We start from the raw sequence: 18242 nt of genomic DNA on the forward strand, positions 1-18242 counted from the left end.
TCATACAGTCACGCAGGATGATTATGAATTATACGGGTCCTGGGGCTCCGGGATTTTTCCCTTTCCCCCGCTGATAAACGAACGGGTCCACGAGGGCTGAGCCGGCGCCTTGCTTTCTTTCAGCATCTTCTGCCATTGCTCGTCGGTCAATCTGCTGTCCGACTCAAATTCGTAATAGCTGAACACCGCGCCTCTGGTTAAATAGAGCTTGCCGCCGATCGGAACCACCGCATAGATTTCATGCGCGGGCCCCACGCCCGCTTCCAAATAACCGCCCTGATCGAATTGATTCGGCGCGATCGTGTGAAAATCGGCGACAAGGGCCATGTTTTTATCGGTCTCGGATTCAATTTCAAACCACCTCAGCCCGTCGGTCGCGAAAGAAGCCGTCATTTCCTCCATGTTTTCCCCGTAGTCGTAAAGCCGGGCATACTCGTCGTTGGTCAGTTGTTCCCCTTTCAGCTCCTTAACGGAACAGTCCCGCAAAAATTGCAAAAGATCCTCCAGATATTTTACCGGGCCTTCCATATTGTTTTTGCCCTCTTCGTTTTCCCCGGTAAGCAAACCTCTCGCGGAGAGATTCGCTTCGGAATACTCCGTCAGCCACAGCAGCTTGTCGTACACCTCGACGGCGGGCTCCACATATCCGAGGACCTTCGGCTCCTCTCCGCCGCCTTTTTCAGCCCCGCTCTGCTTTCCGTACAGAATGGTGTCGTGGCGCAATTCGGACCAGCTGCCAAGCGCGGTGTTCAGCGATTTGTCCGTCCACGCCCGATTCATCATGAAGGAGGGGTATCCGTTCCCGTAAGGCTGCGTCAGCCCTTTCAGAACCCACAGCCAGCCGTAATACAGATTCGACCGCCACGTCTCTTCGGGAAGCTTTGAAAACTGCGCCCTTACACTTGTGAACTTCGCGGGGTAGTCTTTCCATTTATTTTCCTGTTTGGCAAGCTGGATCTGATACGCCCGGTCCGAGCCCAGAACCCCCATGACGTCAAGCCCGCTGGGGATCGGCCGCTCAATCGGTTCCACAAGCTCCTGAATCATTTCGGAATCGGCCAGATATCTCTGACCCATCAGCCGCAGCTGCTTGCCCACGGGGGTGTTTACCTGCGTATATTGAGCCGCAATTCTCGGTTCCGGGAGCGTCTTTGCCTCCTGATAGAACGCGTCCAGCCGTTCGCCGTCGCTCAAAGTCTCAAGGTTCGGCTGATCCCCGTAAACTTTCCGCAGCAAATTCCTGTAATCATAAATCGTGAGATCGTCGGACGCCCCCACGTAAAACGATGTGGGTTCATAGATTTTCTCCCAGTTCGTGATGTCCTGCGTGCCGTCCTTTTCCATAAAAAGCGCGTAGGTGACAAGAAGCGCCTGAAGCGTCTGTTCCACATCCCTCACCTTCTGGTCTTTATCCTTGTAGAGCGGGAAAGGCGCCTGACCGTACCACATCATGGCGGTAAAATACCGTTTGAAATCGTCGCTTCTGGTATAATGCCCTCTCGGCTCAAACTGGCTGTAATCCAGTTCAAACGGAAAAATTGCGGACTGAGAGTAGCCGGATTTTGCCTGAATCAGGGAATATTCCTTTTCCGCCAGATTCTTCGCTTCATCCGGCGTATTCTGCGGCAGAGCATTCCCCATGCTCAGCTCCGCCGCGGCAAAATAAGCGATATTCTTGAGCGCGGCGGCTTTTACTTCCGGGTTCTGAACACCCTTGCAAATTTGAATGGATTTTTTCAGCATGCTGCCCGTTAAGTCGTCAACCGCTTTGAACAGACTGTTCTTCTCCAGGTTTCGCAGGGAAAAATCGTAAAAGATGTGATAAAGCTGCAATACCGAATCCGCCGTGACAAAGCTCGGTATTTCAAGGTAACTGTTTTTTTCGTAAAGATAGAAGAGCTGCTCCTCGGCTGTCGGAGACACGACAAAAGCGTTCTGAGACAACAGCTTTTTCTCCCCGTCCGAAAAGCTTCCGAACTGCTTCAGGTTTTCTATGTTGGACAAATCGGAATTTACTTTATAAGGCTTCACTTTAGCCTTAAATCCGGATGGACTGTACGGCACGGCGACGTTTTTGTTCACCGCAGATTCCAGTGACACCAGTCGGTAAGCGGTGCTCTTTGCCGTTTTACTTTCCGTTCCGTCGACGGAATCCGCGGGTTCTGAGGTACCCGTGCCCTTCGCGCCGCATCCCGTCGCCGCCAGCAGAAAAGCGCAGCACAGTACCGACGCTATGGTTCGCCTGAATAACATAGGATCATCCCTCCGTTTCAATTTCACCCATGCTGTAACGAAATGCCGCCGGTGTTCCCGTATTTCTGTTCCCGCAGACGGCGGAAACCGCTTTCCCGTCCGATTTGAGTGCGGTCATTTGATCGAACGCGTCCGAAACACCGATAGATTCAAAGCCAAACCCCGTCCATTTGTATGCGTTCAATTCCTTTTTTCCGTCCCTTGTGGATTCCACGGAAATCAGCTCATCCAAGCCGTCTCCATCCAAATCGCAGAATACATAATCGTCAAAAGGCCTCGAAAGTCTTGAACCGAGCCATTTCGGGTAGAGCTTGTTATTGTGAAAATAATAAAGGAACGGCCTTTTTGCGTAGACAGGATGATATTTTGCCACGGTATACACCCCAAGCGAAACCTCGTTCTTTCCGTCGCCGTCCACATCGCAGACCTGGACCTTCCACGGGTTGAGCTTTTGAAACGACGCGTCATAAGTCTTTTCCGTTTTTACACCATTAAAATTTAAGATCATCAGCCGGTCCCCATACACGGCCCCCCTCTTTTTCAGCAGAAGGAAAACGTCATCGTTTCCGTCCCCGTCATAATCCGTGACAAAGCTGCTGATCGGCGCCGTTGAACCGTCAATTTTATATTCGGTTACTTCCATGCCGCCGTCGAATATTTTAATTCCTGTTCCAAAGACCAGAACCGCATAACTTTTTTCGCCCGCCGTCAGTTTCCCCATTTTAAAATAATCGTCATTTCCGGAATCAGCCCAATGAAATATGGGAGTTCCCCACACGTTCCCGTGAAAAAGCAGATAGAATCCCGAAAGGCCGACCAGTTGATACTCATCGCCGGAGGTAACCCCTAACCTTTCCGTTTTAACCATGGTATGCGCAAGAAAGGCCGCGCACAGTAAAAACGCAGCCAGCAAAGCCGCCGCAATCAGGAGTCTCTGCTTTCCAGAAATGGGCATGGTTCCGTCCGGTTCGGTCAAAATTCGCTTTTCGACGGTTTTTCTGAACCGGGTTTCCTCGTGCCCGCCTCTGCTCTCCATATGATTCTCTTCTTCCATTTTTCCGGAATAGTGGGAAAAAATGTATTTTGATTATTATAGCATAGAACCCATAAAAATCCAAGCCAGGAGGATTTCAGATGTTTGTAAAAGGCATAAAATCAAGGCTGTATTCCGGGATCGGGTTTGCAGCCTTGACATGAATTGAGCGCTTGACTCTATTCGGTTGCGTGTATATACTGAAAAAAAACTAAGTAAAACAAATTACGCTTGCTCACAGATCCGGATAACAGGGATGACGAGGATTTTTTTAACACAAAAACCAAAACCCTAAGTTCGCTCTGGTCATGCGCGGGCAAATCCTAAAGATGTAAAGAAGACCGTAAATCAATAAAGAGTAAGGAAATGAGCATGAAAAATAAAATTTTGCTTGTAGAGGACGATTCAAGTCTGATAGATGGTTTGCAGTATTCATTGACGAAAAATGGATTTGTGCTTGAAATCGCACGCACGGTCAGTGAAGCCATGACATTACTCGAAAAGAAACAGTATGACTTATTGCTGCTTGACGTCACTCTGCCTGATGGAACAGGTTTTTCAGTATGCGAACAGGTCAGGAAGAACGGAAATCAAGTCCCGATCATTTTTTTGACGGCGCTTGATGAGGAAGTCAATGTAATCCGCGGCTTAGATAGCGGCGGGGACGACTATATTACCAAACCTTTTAAGTTGGGAGAACTCTGTTCCCGCATCAGGGCATTGCTGCGGAGGGCGGGGATTTCTAAACCCGCTTCTTCATCCGCCATTGAGTGCGGAGATATATTCATTGACACGCTTCATGGTCGTGTCCTGCTAAATGGAAAGACTATGGAATTAACGAATACTGAATATCGGCTTCTTTGCTTATTAATTCGCAATGCCGGCCAGATCGTCACACGAAATGTAGTTCTGGATGAAATGTGGGACGGGAGCGGAACTTTCGTAGACGATAACACACTTTCCGTTTATGTCCGCCGTCTGCGCGAAAAAGTTGAAATAGATCCGTCGCATCCTGAACATCTTATTACAGTGCGCGGCTTCGGCTACCAATGGAACGAGGTGTCGAAATGAATTTTTTGAAAGAAAAGTTGTCACGCCACTTTTTTGTTGAAATCATCATTTTTTCGGCCCTCTTGCTTGGATTCGGTGTCCTGCTTTGTTTTCGGCAAACAGAAGCCGTAAAAGAGATGATGCTCGCCCATGATGGTGTTATGGTAAGTTCTCTTTTGAAGCAAAAGATATCCCCTGATGTAATTGCTTCCGCTGTTTCAAATACTCAGGATGGTGGACAAGGGAAAGAACTGCTGGCGCAGCTTGGCTATACAGAAAAGACCGCAATCCGCTTTCTTCCGGCCGTATCAGGTTTCGAGGCAACTTCTTTTCAATCCGTTCTTCTTGGCACACTGGCCTTTATTACCATTCTGCTCGTCTTATGCTGCATTTTTCTTACCAAAAGGGAACGGCTATATGGTCAGGCTTCAAAAAGGATTTCTGCATTTTCAGAAGGTGATTTTTCGGAACATTTGCCGCGTTCCGAAGAAGGAACTTTATATCAGTTATTTGCTTCCGTCGATAATCTGGCATCTGCATTACAGGCAAAGGGAGAGGCGGAATATAAGGCGAAAGAATTTTTGAAAAATACAATCTCCGACATTTCCCATCAGTTGAAAACGCCTCTGGCCGCGCTCAGCATGTATAACGAGATTATTTTGGAAGAACCGGATAACCCCGAAACAATTACTGAATTTTCAAAAAAAACGACGGCAGCTCTTGAACGAATGGAACAGTTGATTCAATCGCTTCTGAAAATCACGCGCCTCGATGCTGGAAGTATTATGTTTGAAAAAGTGCCTCATCAAGTATCAGAAGTCGTAGAGAAGGCGATTGAAAATCTGACTACTCGGGCCGTTCGTGAAGAAAAACAGATAATCGTTAACGGACAGCCAAGCGAACAGCTCACTTGCGATCTACAGTGGACCAGTGAAGCGGTAGGAAACATTGTCAAAAATGCTTTAGATCACACAAATTCCGGTGGCCATATCCGCATTTCGTGGGAAAGGTCCCCGATCATGATTCGGCTCAAAATTACAGATAACGGCACGGGAATCGCGCCGGAAGATATTCATCATATTTTCAAGCGGTTCTACCGCAGTAAAAATTCAAAGGATACACAAGGCGTCGGCTTGGGTCTATCCTTAGCGAAGTCCATTGTCGAAGGACAAGGAGGGACTTTATCCGTCCAAAGCGTTTTGAACCGAGGGACTACCTTTACTCTGTGTTTCCTTACGGAACTGTAAGCTGAAACTCATCTGAAAGTAAGCCTCGTCTGTTAGCCTTTGAGGAAAGGAGGCTTAGAGCCATGGAAATCTTAAAAGTTGAAAATCTTTGCAAGACATATGGAAAAGGGGAAACACAGGTCAACGCCTTGAATGATGTTTCCTTTACGATGGAAAAAGGTGAATTTGCGGCGGTAGTTGGCGAATCCGGTTCCGGTAAAACCACTTTGCTCAATTGTATCGGCGGTTTGGATGATCCGACGTCCGGCAAAGTACTTCTGGAAGGAAAAGACCTTTTCTCTATGCAGGAAGAAGAACGGACTGTTTTTCGGCGCAGGAATATCGGGTTCGTATTTCAGTTCTTTCAACTGATTCCGGAATTAACGGTGGAACAGAATATTATTTTTCCTATTCTTCTGGACTATCAAAAGCCTGATCCGGATTCGGTCAATGAAATTTTGCAAGTGTTGGGGCTTACGGAACGCCGCCATCATTTGCCCAGCCAGCTTTCCGGCGGGCAACAGCAGAGGGTCGCAATCGGCCGTGCATTGATAACCAGACCCATGCTGATTCTGGCTGATGAACCCACGGGCAATCTGGACAGCAAAAACAGTCAGGATGTAATAGACTTGCTAGTCAACGCATCCCGGCATTATCAACAGACCATCTTAATGATAACTCATAATGTGGGCCTGACTTCTTCGGCAGACCGTGTCCTGCGGGTATCAGACGGCGTTCTTACCGTCCGGGGAGGAATCCGGGAATGAAAAGCTATTTGGAACTGATCCCTATTTCCGCTAAGATTCATAAAAAGCAGAGCAGAATGACGCGAATCTGTATCATCCTCGCCGTGTTTCTGGTCACGGCCATCTTCGGTATGGCCGATATGGAAGTGCGCAGTCAACAACTGCAGGAAATCAAAAGCAATGGAAACTGGCATGTATTATTTTCCGATATTGACCAGAAAACCGCATCCATGATTGCCGCCCGTCCGGAAGTAACGGCTTCCGGATGGTATGCTTATTTGGGAACGGAGGCCCAATATACTGTTTCGGGAAAATCTGTCATTGCAGCAGGAATGGATAAAAAAGTATCGGATGATATTTTCCCAATAAAAGTGACTGAGGGCGATTCCCCAACGAAAAAGAATGAGGTTGCTTTAACCCAAAATGCAAAACTCGGCTTGGGGGTTCACGTGGGCGATACAATCACTTTGAAGCATCCAATTTCTGAACCGGTAGAGCTTTCCGTCGTTGGTTTTGTCGAGGGTACTTCAAAGTTACTGAAGCAGGATTCTTATGCTTTGCTTTTTACAAAAGAAGGCTTCCAGTCTTCGATTCCTGAAGGACAATATACAGATCAGTACGTTGTTCAGCTTTGCCGATACTGCAATATGCAAAAAGTGATTGCCGATATTACGGAACAATATAAACTTACTGATAAGCAGGTATTGCAAAACGGCAATCTGCTTGCAGTGCTCGGCCAAAGCGATAACAGTTATGTGCTTGGACTCTACGGGACCGCCGCTGTTTTATTCGCCATCGTAATGCTGGCGGGAGTACTGATGCTTGCAAGCAGCCTGAACAGCAATGTAATGCAAAGAACGGAATTTTTCGGTATGATGCGCTGCTTGGGAGCAACGAAAAAACAGATCATGCGCTTTGTACGGAAAGAAGGGCTGCAGTGGTGTAAAACGGCGATTCCCGTGGGGGTTGGCATTGGAACCGTGGTTATATGGGTGCTATGCGCGATTTTGAAGGCTTTAGCTCCCGGTTATTTCTCCGAAATGCCGACTTTTGCAATCAGTTGGATCGGTATCCTGTCCGGTATCGCTGTGGGAATATTCACGGTACTTTTGGCCACCAGATCCCCCGCCAAAAGAGCTGCGTGTGTTTCGCCACTGGCTGCGGTTTCGGGGAATGCAAACTCTATTCAACCAAGCCGCACAGCGGCAAACACCACTTTTTTCAAGATAGATACTGCTGTTGGTATTCATCATGCTACGTCAAGTAAAAAAAATTTTTTGCTGATGGTAGGTTCATTTTCTCTCAGTATTATTTTGTTTCTCTGCTTTTCAGCGACGGTCGATTTTATGCACCATGCTGTTGTGCCGTTGCGGCCATGGACGCCGGATATTTCCCTTGCAAGCGCAGATCAGACTTGTTCTCTGTCAAACAGTCTCTTAAAGCAGCTGAAGAACGATCCGAAAGTCGCACGCGCCTATGGACGGATGTTTGCTTATAACATCCCGGTCAAATCAGGCGGACAGAATCAGAAAATCGACCTTGTTTCTTATGAGAATTATCAATTTTCGTGGGCGGAGGACAGCCTGTTGAACGGTTCTATCGATGCTGTAAGGCAGAAAGAGAATCAGGTACTGATCGTTCACAATTCCGACAGTTCCCTATACGTTGGGGACAAGATTCAACTGAACTTCGGAAAAAAGCAGCAAGAAATCACTGTGGCAGGACTGCTTTCCTCCAGCCCCTTTGACAGCGTAAGGGGGGTAACGACAGTTATCTGCTCGGAGAAAACATTCCGGGAATTGACTGGTGAGACGAATTATACGATTATCGACGTTCAACTCACGGAAAAGGCAGTCGATCGTGATGCGGATTCCATACGCTCTCTGGCAGGTTCAAATATTCAGTTTTCCGATCGACGTGCAAGTAACCGAGAAGGAAAGGGAGCTTTTTATTCAATGGCGCTGTTCATTTATGGCTTCTTGGTGGTGATCGTACTAATCACCATATTTAATATAGCAAACAGCATCGCCATGAGTGTTTCGGCGCGTATCAAACAATACGGTGCTATGCGCGCCATCGGCATGAGCGGTCATCAGCTCATAAAGATGATTACTGCCGAAGCCGTCACATATTCCGTCGCCGGGAGCATTGTGGGATGCTTCATAGGCTTGCCGCTGCATAAAATCCTGTTTGAAAAAATGGTAACTGCGCACTGGGGAGATCCGTGGCAGCTTCCATTGGGAATGCTCGCACTTATAGTAGCAGCAGTCATGATCTCGTCTATTCTTGCGGTCCATGGTCCGGCCAAGCGAATCCATAAGATGTCCATCGTTGATACAATCAGTGCACAATAAACGAATTGTTTCAAAAACAGATTTATCCTGGCGAAGCATCTTTTCCTTCCTGGCGCGGGAACCATACGGTTTCTGCGCTATTTTTTTTCGGACGCTTTAGGTGATCCGCTCACGGATTTTATTCGACATAAATAAATTCACGGGGCAGTTTCGAGGCCAGCTCCGGTATCCCGTGTACCACTGACATTATGATCCAAAAGACGTAACGATCCATCCAAAGGAAAACATGGGAACTGCGCTATCATTCAGCACGAAAACGGCATCCAAACTTTGTACGGTCACAACAGCGGTCGCAGAAAATGAACCGTAATGCGGATCTTTGTATCTCATGGGACAGGCGGCAAAGACCGCTATATTTTGATTTCCCAACGAAATCTCAAGATTCTCCGGGAGTACAGAAAACAATACCGGCCTCACCATCCGGAAGGGTACCTGTCTCGGTTCTCTGTATTACTTTACGCGGTTAGCCCTTTTTAATCGAATCGTCCTTGTCTTCTCTTCCGTATCATCACTCTCGTCATACCCATCATATGGTGCATCCGGATCATGCGGCTTCTGTTTTTTCATACTGTTGCATACCTCATCACGATGGGCAAAAGAAAAATTGATATCATCCGAATATCCGGTATGTCCTGTGATGATGATCGGGTTCAAATGCCTTTCCCTCAACTTTTTCTCAAGTATCGCCAGAGATCTCTTTTCCAATGCGATATCCTCAGCAAGAGCATTAATAAAGCTATATCCTCCGTCTGCACCGAACCAGATGGTATCGCCGGTAAAAAGATATGTATCATCGATGAGATAGACCATGTGCCCCCATGTATGTCCCGGGACCAGAAAAGCTTCTACCTTAATGTTTCCGATGGTGAATCCCTGCCCGTCCTTAAGAAGAATTTTCTTGTTATTTATTGTTACCTGCGGAAGCTTAAACAAGTGGAAAATCACTTTGCGGCGCACTTCACCGGTCAAATATTTATTTTCGATTTCTCCGATATAAATTGTTGCATTCTTAAACAACTGATTACTGTCAGCTTCGATCGCGCCAACATGATCGGTGTCCTGGTGGGTCACCAGAATATCTTTAATATTCTCCGGATCCAGATCAAGCCATTCCATCTTCTCTTTCAGGCGTTCATAATTATATCCGGCATCAATCATGATCGTCTGTCCGTTCTTTGTATAGAAGAAGATGTTGGCGACAAACTCTCTGACACACTTCACGTGTTCATCAATCACACCGGTATTAAGGGGTTTGAAAATTTCCTTACCCCGATAAATCATAGCCATATATTTTTCCTGAAATTTTGAAGCCTTCTTAGACATTTCTTGATTCTCCCTTTCTTGGTTTTCAAGCAAAGCCAATGGCGGTTTTTGCGTCGCCGCTGTTTGAATATCCGTAAATCCCGCGCTTTTCAAAAGCTGCTCTGCGTTGTAAATGGTCATTCCTTCCATCTTACTCGTCCACTTCTCGCCGGCAGTGTTCTAGCCGTACTGATCGCCGCCGTATTGTTTTTACGCGACGCTTTCCACGCTGACGGGCGAATCACCCACTCCAGTCACATGTCCTTCCGGGCAAAGCGCCAGCAGCCGCGTAATATTCATTCCGCCGCTTAAAATCACAGAATAAACATCATTATGTGAAGCTCAAATTCTTTGCCGGACCGTTCAGTATGCTCATTAAGCAAAGTCAATTAAAACAAAGCTTTCTTACTGTTTTTTTAAGCAGTGAGATTTAATAAGGGAAGCAATTCCGGCTCCTCCGCCTATAAAAAGCACCTCAATTGCTCCCATCCAATGCAGGGTGGTATTGCCGCTAGTTGTCGCCAGTGCATAAATAAGGTGGTGTCCTCCCAATAAAATGCAAAGTACAACCGAAACAAGCGTGAGTATTTCTGCATATTCAAAGTTACGCTTAACCAGTGTAATTATAATGCCCGCGTCAATCCCAACATTCCATAAAGCAATTTCGGCTTGCCATCCCCGGCTCATCCTCCATACCGAAAATGTTTCTGCAACATTGGGAAAAAACATTTGCCATATAAATGCGCCTACTGTCATCAATAAAAAAAGGAGCAAATAGAAATACAAATATTTTTCTTTTCTCACCATTATCACAACCTCCATGATACTCGTAGAATATAAATAATCAGATTGTGCTCTCAAGAAAGGGTCAATTAAAGGGTCAAACCTAAACAATAGGCAAAGAGAAATCCCCTGAAATCCGCATTCCTGCTGGATTTTCCGGGGATTTCTTTATGGTGGACGTTATAGGACTCGAACCTATGACCTTTCGCACGTCAAGCGAACGCTCTAGCCAGCTGAGCTAAACATCCATATTAAATCGTTCTTAAAGCGCTTGATTATTATAACGTATATGCTGTCGAAAATCAAGTAAAAAATCAAAAATTTCTAAATTATTTGAAACTCTTGTTTTCGACTCTCATTTATCTTATAATAATGAAAACAGGAGGATGATCCATCATGTCGATTGGTCTTGTGCTGGAAGGCGGCGGCATGCGGGGCTGGTACACCGCCGGCGTTTTAACTGTTCTGACGGAAACCGGAATTGAATTTCCAAGCGTTTACGGAATTTCCGCCGGGGCTTCCAATGCGCTCAATTATATCAGCAAGCAAAACACCAGGGATTTCGCGCGAGAGATGATTCGGTACTCCACAGATGAACGCTATATCAGCGTCAGCAATCTGCAAAGAACCGGTTCCCTGTTCGGCTTTGATTTTATGTTCGGAGAACTGTTCCATTCTCTTCTGCCCTTTGACTATGAAACATTTTTCAATTCTCCGACCGACCTGAAAGTCGGTGCAACAGACCTGAAAACGGGTCAGACTGTCTTCTTTGACAAATCTCAGCTGGACGAAACTATGACGGCGGTCCGGGCGTCCTGCTCGCTGCCTTTTATCTCCAACATTGTGTCTTATCTCGGTCATGAGCTTTTGGATGGCGGCTGCAGTATGCCGATCCCGATTGAGCGCTCCATTTTTGACGGAAACGATCGCAATGTTATCGTACTGACACGCGACAGAACCTATCGAAAAGGCCCTCACCCCGAATTTCCGCGCTCGGTGCTTCGGGTTAAATACGGCGACTATCCCCTTTTTGTCGAAGCGATGATGAAGCGGCCTGAAACCTATAACAACGAACTCGACGTTTGCCGCAGACAGGAAAAAACCGAAAAGGCGTTTGTTATTCGCCCAAGCGTTCCGATTATCACAAGCAGGTATGAAAAGGACCCTGAAAAATTAATTCAGATTTATGAAATGGGAATTCACGACTGTGAAAGCTCTTTGAACAGCCTTCGTGAGTTTATGAAGAAAGATTAGTATCTGTAAAAAATTAACTTGAAAGAATCCGGTTAAGCAGCGAATAATAAGTTCGGGGTGAAAATATATGGCGGATCAACTCGGGCGCTTGCTGGATTCGGACCCAAAAGCAAAAGAATACTTTGAAACGCTTCCTCAATACGCGAGGGAAGCGGTCAGAAAGCACGCCGAACAGATTGACGGAGTGAAGTCTATGAGGCTGCTTGCTGAAAGCTATATGAAGGACGATTCCTATCGAGGCGCCTGAATCCGCATCAACACGGAGGCGCAAATGGGAACTTATTATGAAAACAATCCGGACCTCAGGGAATATTTCGAGTCCCTGCCGATTGAGATTAAGGACAGAATCATTGAATCCGGAGTCGAGATTTCGACGCTCGGAGAATTGAAAAAAGCTGCCGAGCATTTTGAATTAATGAATAAAATTTGAAAGTCGACTGCCCCGGGCTTTGTCCGGGGCAGTCGTCTTTTATTGGTTATTCTGCCGCCCAGCGTTTCAGCTTTGGAAACGACTGCCGCATTTCTTTCTTCGCCTGTTCCTTATCCTGAAACAATCCCGGAACAGACGCGCAGAAATCGATCATTTCCTCCATCGTGCAGTCCGCGGTAAACGCTCCGTTTTTAAAACAGTAGCAGCAGAACTCTTCATTTTTACTGCCGCCTGCATTCGTGCCAAACTCCTCGTCCCTCGTCATCGGCATCCCGCAGCTTTGGCAGATTTTTTGATTTTCCATTGTAAAAACATCCTCTCTTCTTTGATGTTTCAAGAATACCAGATATAATCTGACAGCAGTATGTCATGTTTTTTCCTTGAAATAATTTCCTTGGATCCCCTCAGCTTCTTTTTGTACCTGCTCACGGATTGCGTCCGGCGCAAGCACCGTGACGCCGCTCCCGAAGGACAGCAGATATCCGATAATCCAGTCGCCGGCGGGATAACTCGTCGTCACGGCAAAGGAACCGTCCGGCCGGGCGCTGATGCAGGATGGATGAAATTCATCATGGACGCGGTAAGCAAGCCGAGGAGAAAACAGCAGGCTGAGCTCCACCATCGCAATGCCTTTCTCGTCGAGGTCAGGGAGCGGCGCCTCGCGTTTTTCGAAACTTTGCTCCGTAAGCCGGACCTGTTCCATTCTGCTGATTTTAAACGTACGGTAATCCTGCCGGCTCAGGCAGAACGCCTGAAGATACCAGCTGTTTTTAAAAATAAGCTTGACGGGTTCGGCCAGACGTTCCCTGCTTTCGCCTTTTGCGTTATAATAAGTAAAGCCGATTACCCGGCGCTGCAAAACAGCGCTTTTCAGCAGGGCGAACCTGTCTTTCTCCTCTTTCCCACTTCCCCAGTCTGTAAAATCCGCTTCAATCCAGTCCGGGCTTTCCCTCTTAAAGACGCTGCTGAGCCGTGAAAGAAGCTCCCCATCGCGGCCGGTTCTCGCGGCCCGAACACTCTGCAGGGCGAAAAGAATCTCGTCCTGCTCCTGCTCCGAAAGAAGCGACCGGTCCAAAACGAAGCGGTCGATTAAAGAAATTCCGCCGTTTCTGCCCCTGCTGGCATAAACCGGTATGCCGGCCTCGCTGAGGGCCTCAATATCGCGATAGACGGTTCGCGTTGAAACCTCAAACCGCTCCGCAAGGTCGGCGGCGGTCACGCTGCCGTGCAGAAGCAGCTGATAGACAATATCAAACAGACGGCCCACCTGCATCGTTTCACCCTCTTTCAAAGCAAATTGATATCCCGGAGGTGCAAAATGATTCTTTCCGCAAGCAGAAGAACGGACCTTCCCGCGTTCTATTCCGAATGGTTCCTTCATCGCCTGAAACAGGGTTATGTTCTGGTTCGCAACCCGATGAGCCCGTCTCAGGTCTCCCGTGTCGTCCTTTCCCCGGAAACAATCGACTGCATCGTATTCTGGACCAAAAACCCGGCCCCCATGCTGGACATACTGGAAGAAATCCGGCAAATGGGGTATGAATTTTACTTTCAGTTCACGCTGAATCCCTACGGCAATGCGATCGAGCGGTATCTGCCCGGCAGAGACGCCCGTATCGAAGCCTTTCGCCGCCTCAGCCGGGCAGTCGGGCGCAGCCGCGTCGTCTGGCGCTACGACCCCGTGATTTTGAACGACAAGCTGACTCCCGACTGGCACATGCGGTCCTTTCGCGAGCTTTGCGAACGGATCGGCGGCCTGACGGAGGAATGTGTGTTCAGTTTTGTGGACCGTTACAGTAAAATGTCCCGCCGAACCGCGGGCCTCGTCCGTGAAATCCGGCCGGAGGAAATGCGCCGGATTGCGTCGGGTTTCGCCGAAACCGCGCAAAAGAACGGGATTGCGCTGAAAACCTGTTCAGAAGCGATCGACCTTTCAAGCTTTGGGATAGAACACGCGAGCTGCATCGACCGAAGCAGAATTGAGCGGCTGGCCGGCTGCCCGATCGACGGTGCAAAAGACCCGAACCAACGACCCGAGTGCGGCTGTTTGCAGAGCGTTGACATCGGCGCTTACGACACCTGCCGGCACGGCTGCGTCTACTGCTACGCCTGCGGCGGCGAGGAAACCCTCCGCAGAAAAACCCGGAGCCACGACCCGCATTCTCCGCTGCTCGCAGGGCATTTATCGGAATCCGATCGGGTGACCGAACGAAAAGCGGCTTCGCTGAAAAAGTCTCAGCTCACTCTCCTATGATTTTCACAAGCGCATGCTTGTCCCGTTTTCCGTCGAATTCGAAATAAAAAATCTGCTCCCAGGTGCCGAAATCCAGTTTTCCCTCCGTGACCGCCACAACGACCTCCCGCCCCATAACCGTGCGCTTCAAATGCGCGTCGGCGTTGTCCTCGTAGCCGTTGTGCCGGTAGCGGCTGTACGGCTTTTCCGGCGCGAGCTTTTCCAGCCAGTCCTCAAAATCCTGATGGAGCCCGCTTTCCTCGTCGTTGATAAACACACTCGCCGTGATATTCATGGCGTTAACCAATACAAGCCCTTCTTTTACGCCGCTTTCCTTCAGGGCGGCCTCCACCTGCCGAGTGATGTTGACAATTCCACGCCGGGTCGGCAGATGGAAGAAGAGTTCCTTTCGGTACGATTTCATTTGACTTACTCCTTTCAGACCGTTTACCATGGATTTTATTTCTCAGCTAAGTTTATCCCGATTCTATTTTAGCAGCCGTACGGTCGGACTGCAATCGTTTTAAATGAGCATCGGCCGCAGCCCTAACGGCCTCCGGGCGATGTAATTGAGCCATCGCAAAGTATCTCCTTGAAAAAACGGAATGTCGGTGTTATGATATTGCCATGGCGCCCCGGCCGCATGATTGTTCGGCGGCAATGCGGAGGATGGATCCGCCTGCGGGGAAGGCTTTTAAACGGGGGGAGAAACGATTATGCCGGACTTTTCGATTGCCGTGCCCGCGCTGATTGTCGCGGTCCTGTCCTATCTTCTGGGAAGTATCAGCTTTTCCATTATTTTTACGAAAAGGCTCTGTCACAACACGGATATCCGCACGCTCGGCAGCGGAAACGCGGGATTAACCAATGTGCTTCGTTCCGTCGGGGTAAAGGCAGGAATCCTGACATTGGTCTTTGACTTTTCAAAGGGCGCCGTTTCCGTCTACGCCGGAAGGGCCGTTTTTCAATATTTCGGCTCGCTTTCCGGAATCCCGCCTTACTTTGCCCAGTACGGTGCTTATTTAGCCGGGCTTTTCTGCATGATCGGCCATATTTACCCGGTCTATTTCGGTTTCCGCGGCGGCAAGGGCGTCCTTTCATCCGCGGCAATGCTATTACTGCTGGATTGGCGCCTTTTCAGCGTTGCTATTGTCATCTTCGCTCTTGTTTTTGCTTTTTCCAGAATCGTATCCCTCGGGTCGGTTCTGGCGGCCATTTCCTTTCCCATCTCGAATTTCCTGTTTTTATATTTTCAGGACTACCACGCGGGCGCAAATGGCGCCATACCGCTTTCATTCGTCTGGATTACCACGCTGTTCGCGCTCGTAATCTCTTCTCTGCTGATTTGGAAGCACCGGGAAAATATCCGAAGGCTGAAAAACGGCACGGAAAAAAAGCTCACGATCCACAAATAAAGGGCAGCTGATTCTGATCCCCGCTCCGGTTGGTTCGGGGCGGATTTTTTTGCCCTTCTTTTCGTTCGCAGAATTCCGTCATACAGCTCCAGTACCGCATCGGCATGTGGCTTCTGCGGCAGGCCGGGTTATGCCTTCCCTCCACCTCCACAGTCTTATAATAAAGCCGCCACAGGGCACGCGCCTCCCGTTCCCGTTCGTCCGGTTCCGGCAGCTCCACGCGGTCAGCCGGAATAATCGCCGTTTGATAGGGGCGGTAAACCAGCGCGGCGCCATGGTTTCTGTCATAGATCAGGAATCGTTCCTCCGGGTAGCGCGCGCAAAAGTGAGGCGCCAGCAGCGGAAGCACAAAATTTTTTGGCTCGATTTCCGCCGCGAGGGCCCCGTCAAATTCTGAAAATCTGAGGAACCCCTTCAAAAGATGCGTTTCACGATCCAGAAAATTGACCGCCTGAAACAGCACGTGGACCGTGTCATTCGCAAGCATCCCCATGACCTGCGGGCCTTGCCGGTACCCAAGGCGCAAAAACAGGAGAATATGACGTTCTTTCCCCGGCAGGCAGGTCAGAAACGCACGCTTGACAAAACCGGCTGCCTCCGGCCCGATTTTTTTCGGGATGGAGGCGGCGACCCGCGCCGCTTTTTCCGGGTCGGCGGCGATTTCCCGTTCCGGCGCCAGCATGGTCTGGCCGTCGTCCGGCGGGAGCACGGCAAAGGGAATTTCCTTTCGCTCGTAACTTTCGAACACGCAGCACAAAAGCCCTTCAAAGCTGCCGTCATACCGGTAAATTATATTGCCAGCCATCTTTGCACCTCCTCCCGTTCCGGCCCGGCGCCCCCGAAAAACGAAAGCTGCTGCGGAGCCTCTCCCCAGTCAAGGTCGCGGCTGTACAAATTCAGCTCTTTTGAAGACAAAAGAGCCCTGAGAATCGAATCCCGCGTCAGTTTCAGCCCGGGAACGGATTTCCCCCGGCAGGTAACAAAATACTGCGCCCGTTTGAGCACGACGCCCAGCTTTTTCAAATCTTCAAAATCAAGAGAGGCGGTCCGGCGCGCCGTCAGAATCCGCTTCACCCCGGTCACGCCGATTCCCGGAACGCGCAGCAGCAATTCTTTCGGCGCGCGGTTGACTTCCATCGGAAAAACCTCCATATGGTTCAGCGCCCAGTTGCATTTCGGATCCACATACGGATTAAAGTTCTGATGCTCGGGGTCGAGCAGTTCCTCCGCGGAAAAGCCGTAAAACCGAAGGAGCCAGTCCGCCTGATACAGCCGGTGCTCCCGCAGAAGCGGCGGGCGGGTACCCAAGGCCGGCAGCAGGCTGTTTTCCACAACCGGAAGGTACGCGGAGTAAAAGACACGCTTCAGGCCGTAATTCCGGTAAAGCCCCTGCGCCAGATTCAGAATGCGGTAATCGGTGTCTGGCGTCGCTCCGATCATCATCTGCGTGCTCTGCCCCGCCGGAACAAACCTCGGCGTATGCCGGTACCGCACCAGATCCGTTTTATTCTGCCGGATTCCGTCCCGAATCTCACCCATCGGCTTCAAAATGGAGGCTTTGCTTTTATCCGGCGCAAGCAGGGAAAGACTTTGGCGGGAGGGAAGCTCAATGTTGACGCTCATCCGGTCGGCAAGCACGCCAAGCCGCGCAATCAGCGAGCGGTCCGCCCCCGGTATCGCCTTTGCATGGATATATCCTCCGAAACGGTACTCCTCCCGTAAAATTCTCAGCGTCTCAATCATGCGCTCACAGGTATAATCCGGGTTTTTCAGAACGCCGGAGCTTAAGAACAGCCCTTCGATATAATTCCGCCGATAGAAGCCGATGGTCAGGTCCGCCAGCTCCCGGGGGGTGAATTCGGCGCGCGGCGTCTGGTGGGAACGCCGGTTGACACAATACCGGCAGTCGTAGGCGCATCGATTGGTCATCAGAACCTTTAAAAGTGACACGCAGCGCCCATCGGGGGCAAAGGTATGGCAGATTCCGCATGCCTCCGCGCTGCCGATCCCGCCGCGGGCGGCGCTCCGATCAACTCCGCTGGACGTGCAGGCGACGTCATATTTTGCCGCGTCGGTCAGGATTTTCAGTTTGTCAAACAAGTCCATTTCATTTTCCCTCCGCTGTTCTCTTTCCTAATGATACCACAGAACATACGTTCCTGT

18 protein-coding genes and 1 tRNA gene are annotated in these 18242 nt (G+C 49.3%); 9 read left to right on the forward strand and 10 right to left on the reverse strand.

What is annotated here, in order from left to right:
• Positions 1–21 precede the first annotated feature (21 nt).
• Both HCR03_RS07645 and HCR03_RS07650 read right to left on the reverse strand, forming a co-directional pair.
• On the reverse strand, positions 22–2253 hold the full coding sequence (locus tag HCR03_RS07645) for a DUF3160 domain-containing protein (RefSeq protein WP_187037461.1): 2232 nt from the start codon (positions 2251–2253) through the stop codon (positions 22–24).
• A gap of 4 nt (positions 2254–2257) precedes the next feature.
• Entirely contained in the window at positions 2258–3289 is a 1032-nt protein-coding gene (locus tag HCR03_RS07650; protein WP_187037463.1) for an FG-GAP repeat domain-containing protein, read from the reverse strand.
• 369 nt (positions 3290–3658) lie between these two features.
• On the opposite strand from HCR03_RS07650, the gene HCR03_RS07655 reads away from it, so the two are divergent.
• The 4 genes from HCR03_RS07655 to HCR03_RS07670 all read left to right on the forward strand — a co-directional run bounded on the left by HCR03_RS07655 (position 3659) and on the right by HCR03_RS07670 (position 8662).
• Positions 3659–4357 (forward strand): response regulator transcription factor, encoded by a 699-nt coding sequence (locus tag HCR03_RS07655; RefSeq protein ID WP_187037466.1) that lies wholly within the window; start codon positions 3659–3661, stop codon positions 4355–4357.
• On the forward strand, positions 4354–5583 hold the full coding sequence (locus tag HCR03_RS07660; RefSeq protein WP_187037468.1) for a sensor histidine kinase: 1230 nt from the start codon (positions 4354–4356) through the stop codon (positions 5581–5583). Before HCR03_RS07655 ends, HCR03_RS07660 begins: the two co-directional genes overlap by 4 nt.
• Positions 5584–5645: 62 nt before the next feature.
• On the forward strand, positions 5646–6329 hold the full coding sequence (locus HCR03_RS07665) for an ABC transporter ATP-binding protein (protein WP_187037470.1): 684 nt from the start codon (positions 5646–5648) through the stop codon (positions 6327–6329).
• Positions 6326–8662: an ABC transporter permease gene (locus tag HCR03_RS07670; RefSeq protein WP_187037472.1), complete on the forward strand. Its 2337-nt coding sequence runs from the start codon at positions 6326–6328 to the stop codon at positions 8660–8662. The genes HCR03_RS07665 and HCR03_RS07670 overlap by 4 nt, the downstream gene beginning before the upstream one ends.
• 450 nt (positions 8663–9112) lie before the next feature.
• Here HCR03_RS07670 and HCR03_RS07675 read toward each other — a convergent pair whose 3' ends face one another.
• From HCR03_RS07675 to HCR03_RS07685, 3 genes are all read right to left on the reverse strand, one after another.
• Positions 9113–10114 (reverse strand): MBL fold metallo-hydrolase, encoded by a 1002-nt coding sequence (locus HCR03_RS07675; protein ID WP_407926843.1) that lies wholly within the window; start codon positions 10112–10114, stop codon positions 9113–9115.
• A 255-nt stretch (positions 10115–10369) separates the two neighbouring features.
• On the reverse strand, positions 10370–10771 hold the full coding sequence (locus tag HCR03_RS07680; RefSeq protein ID WP_066649376.1) for a hypothetical protein: 402 nt from the start codon (positions 10769–10771) through the stop codon (positions 10370–10372).
• Positions 10772–10918: 147 nt separating this feature from the next.
• Positions 10919–10995: transfer RNA gene (locus tag HCR03_RS07685), tRNA-Val, on the reverse strand.
• A gap of 148 nt (positions 10996–11143) precedes the next feature.
• On the opposite strand from HCR03_RS07685, the gene HCR03_RS07690 reads away from it, so the two are divergent.
• The 3 genes from HCR03_RS07690 to HCR03_RS07700 all read left to right on the forward strand — a co-directional run bounded on the left by HCR03_RS07690 (position 11144) and on the right by HCR03_RS07700 (position 12431).
• Entirely contained in the window at positions 11144–12001 is an 858-nt protein-coding gene (locus HCR03_RS07690; protein ID WP_066649378.1) for a patatin-like phospholipase family protein, read from the forward strand.
• Positions 12002–12068: 67 nt separating this feature from the next.
• Entirely contained in the window at positions 12069–12248 is a 180-nt protein-coding gene (locus HCR03_RS07695; protein ID WP_066649381.1) for a hypothetical protein, read from the forward strand.
• Between the two features lie 24 nt (positions 12249–12272).
• Positions 12273–12431, forward strand: a complete 159-nt coding sequence (locus tag HCR03_RS07700) for a hypothetical protein (RefSeq protein WP_175391788.1) — start codon at positions 12273–12275, stop codon at positions 12429–12431.
• A 46-nt stretch (positions 12432–12477) separates the two neighbouring features.
• Here HCR03_RS07700 and HCR03_RS07705 read toward each other — a convergent pair whose 3' ends face one another.
• Both HCR03_RS07705 and HCR03_RS07710 read right to left on the reverse strand, forming a co-directional pair.
• Positions 12478–12735 (reverse strand): zinc ribbon domain-containing protein, encoded by a 258-nt coding sequence (locus tag HCR03_RS07705; RefSeq protein WP_066649386.1) that lies wholly within the window; start codon positions 12733–12735, stop codon positions 12478–12480.
• Positions 12736–12798: 63 nt separating this feature from the next.
• Positions 12799–13704 (reverse strand): helix-turn-helix transcriptional regulator, encoded by a 906-nt coding sequence (locus HCR03_RS07710; protein ID WP_066649389.1) that lies wholly within the window; start codon positions 13702–13704, stop codon positions 12799–12801.
• A 45-nt stretch (positions 13705–13749) separates the two neighbouring features.
• Here HCR03_RS07710 and HCR03_RS07715 point away from each other — a divergent pair, with 45 nt between their 5' ends.
• Positions 13750–14685 (forward strand): DUF1848 domain-containing protein, encoded by a 936-nt coding sequence (locus tag HCR03_RS07715; protein ID WP_066649392.1) that lies wholly within the window; start codon positions 13750–13752, stop codon positions 14683–14685.
• Here the strand turns inward: HCR03_RS07715 and HCR03_RS07720 are convergent.
• Positions 14672–15088, reverse strand: a complete 417-nt coding sequence (locus tag HCR03_RS07720; RefSeq protein ID WP_156989756.1) for a secondary thiamine-phosphate synthase enzyme YjbQ — start codon at positions 15086–15088, stop codon at positions 14672–14674. The genes HCR03_RS07715 and HCR03_RS07720 overlap by 14 nt on opposite strands.
• Positions 15089–15380: 292 nt before the next feature.
• Between HCR03_RS07720 and plsY the strand changes: the two genes are divergently transcribed.
• Positions 15381–16079, forward strand: coding sequence for a glycerol-3-phosphate 1-O-acyltransferase PlsY (gene plsY / locus HCR03_RS07725; protein WP_066649396.1), 699 nt, complete (start codon positions 15381–15383; stop codon positions 16077–16079).
• Here plsY and HCR03_RS07730 read toward each other — a convergent pair.
• Positions 16063–16884, reverse strand: a complete 822-nt coding sequence (locus HCR03_RS07730; protein ID WP_187037474.1) for a TIGR03915 family putative DNA repair protein — start codon at positions 16882–16884, stop codon at positions 16063–16065. The two genes, plsY and HCR03_RS07730, sit on opposite strands and share 17 nt — an antisense overlap.
• Positions 16869–18185, reverse strand: a complete 1317-nt coding sequence (locus tag HCR03_RS07735; protein WP_187037476.1) for a putative DNA modification/repair radical SAM protein — start codon at positions 18183–18185, stop codon at positions 16869–16871. Before HCR03_RS07735 ends, HCR03_RS07730 begins: the two co-directional genes overlap by 16 nt.
• Positions 18186–18242: the final 57 nt, after the last annotated feature.

The organism is Caproicibacter fermentans, assembly GCF_014303955.1.
Lineage (GTDB): Bacteria > Bacillota > Clostridia > Oscillospirales > Acutalibacteraceae > Caproicibacter > Caproicibacter fermentans.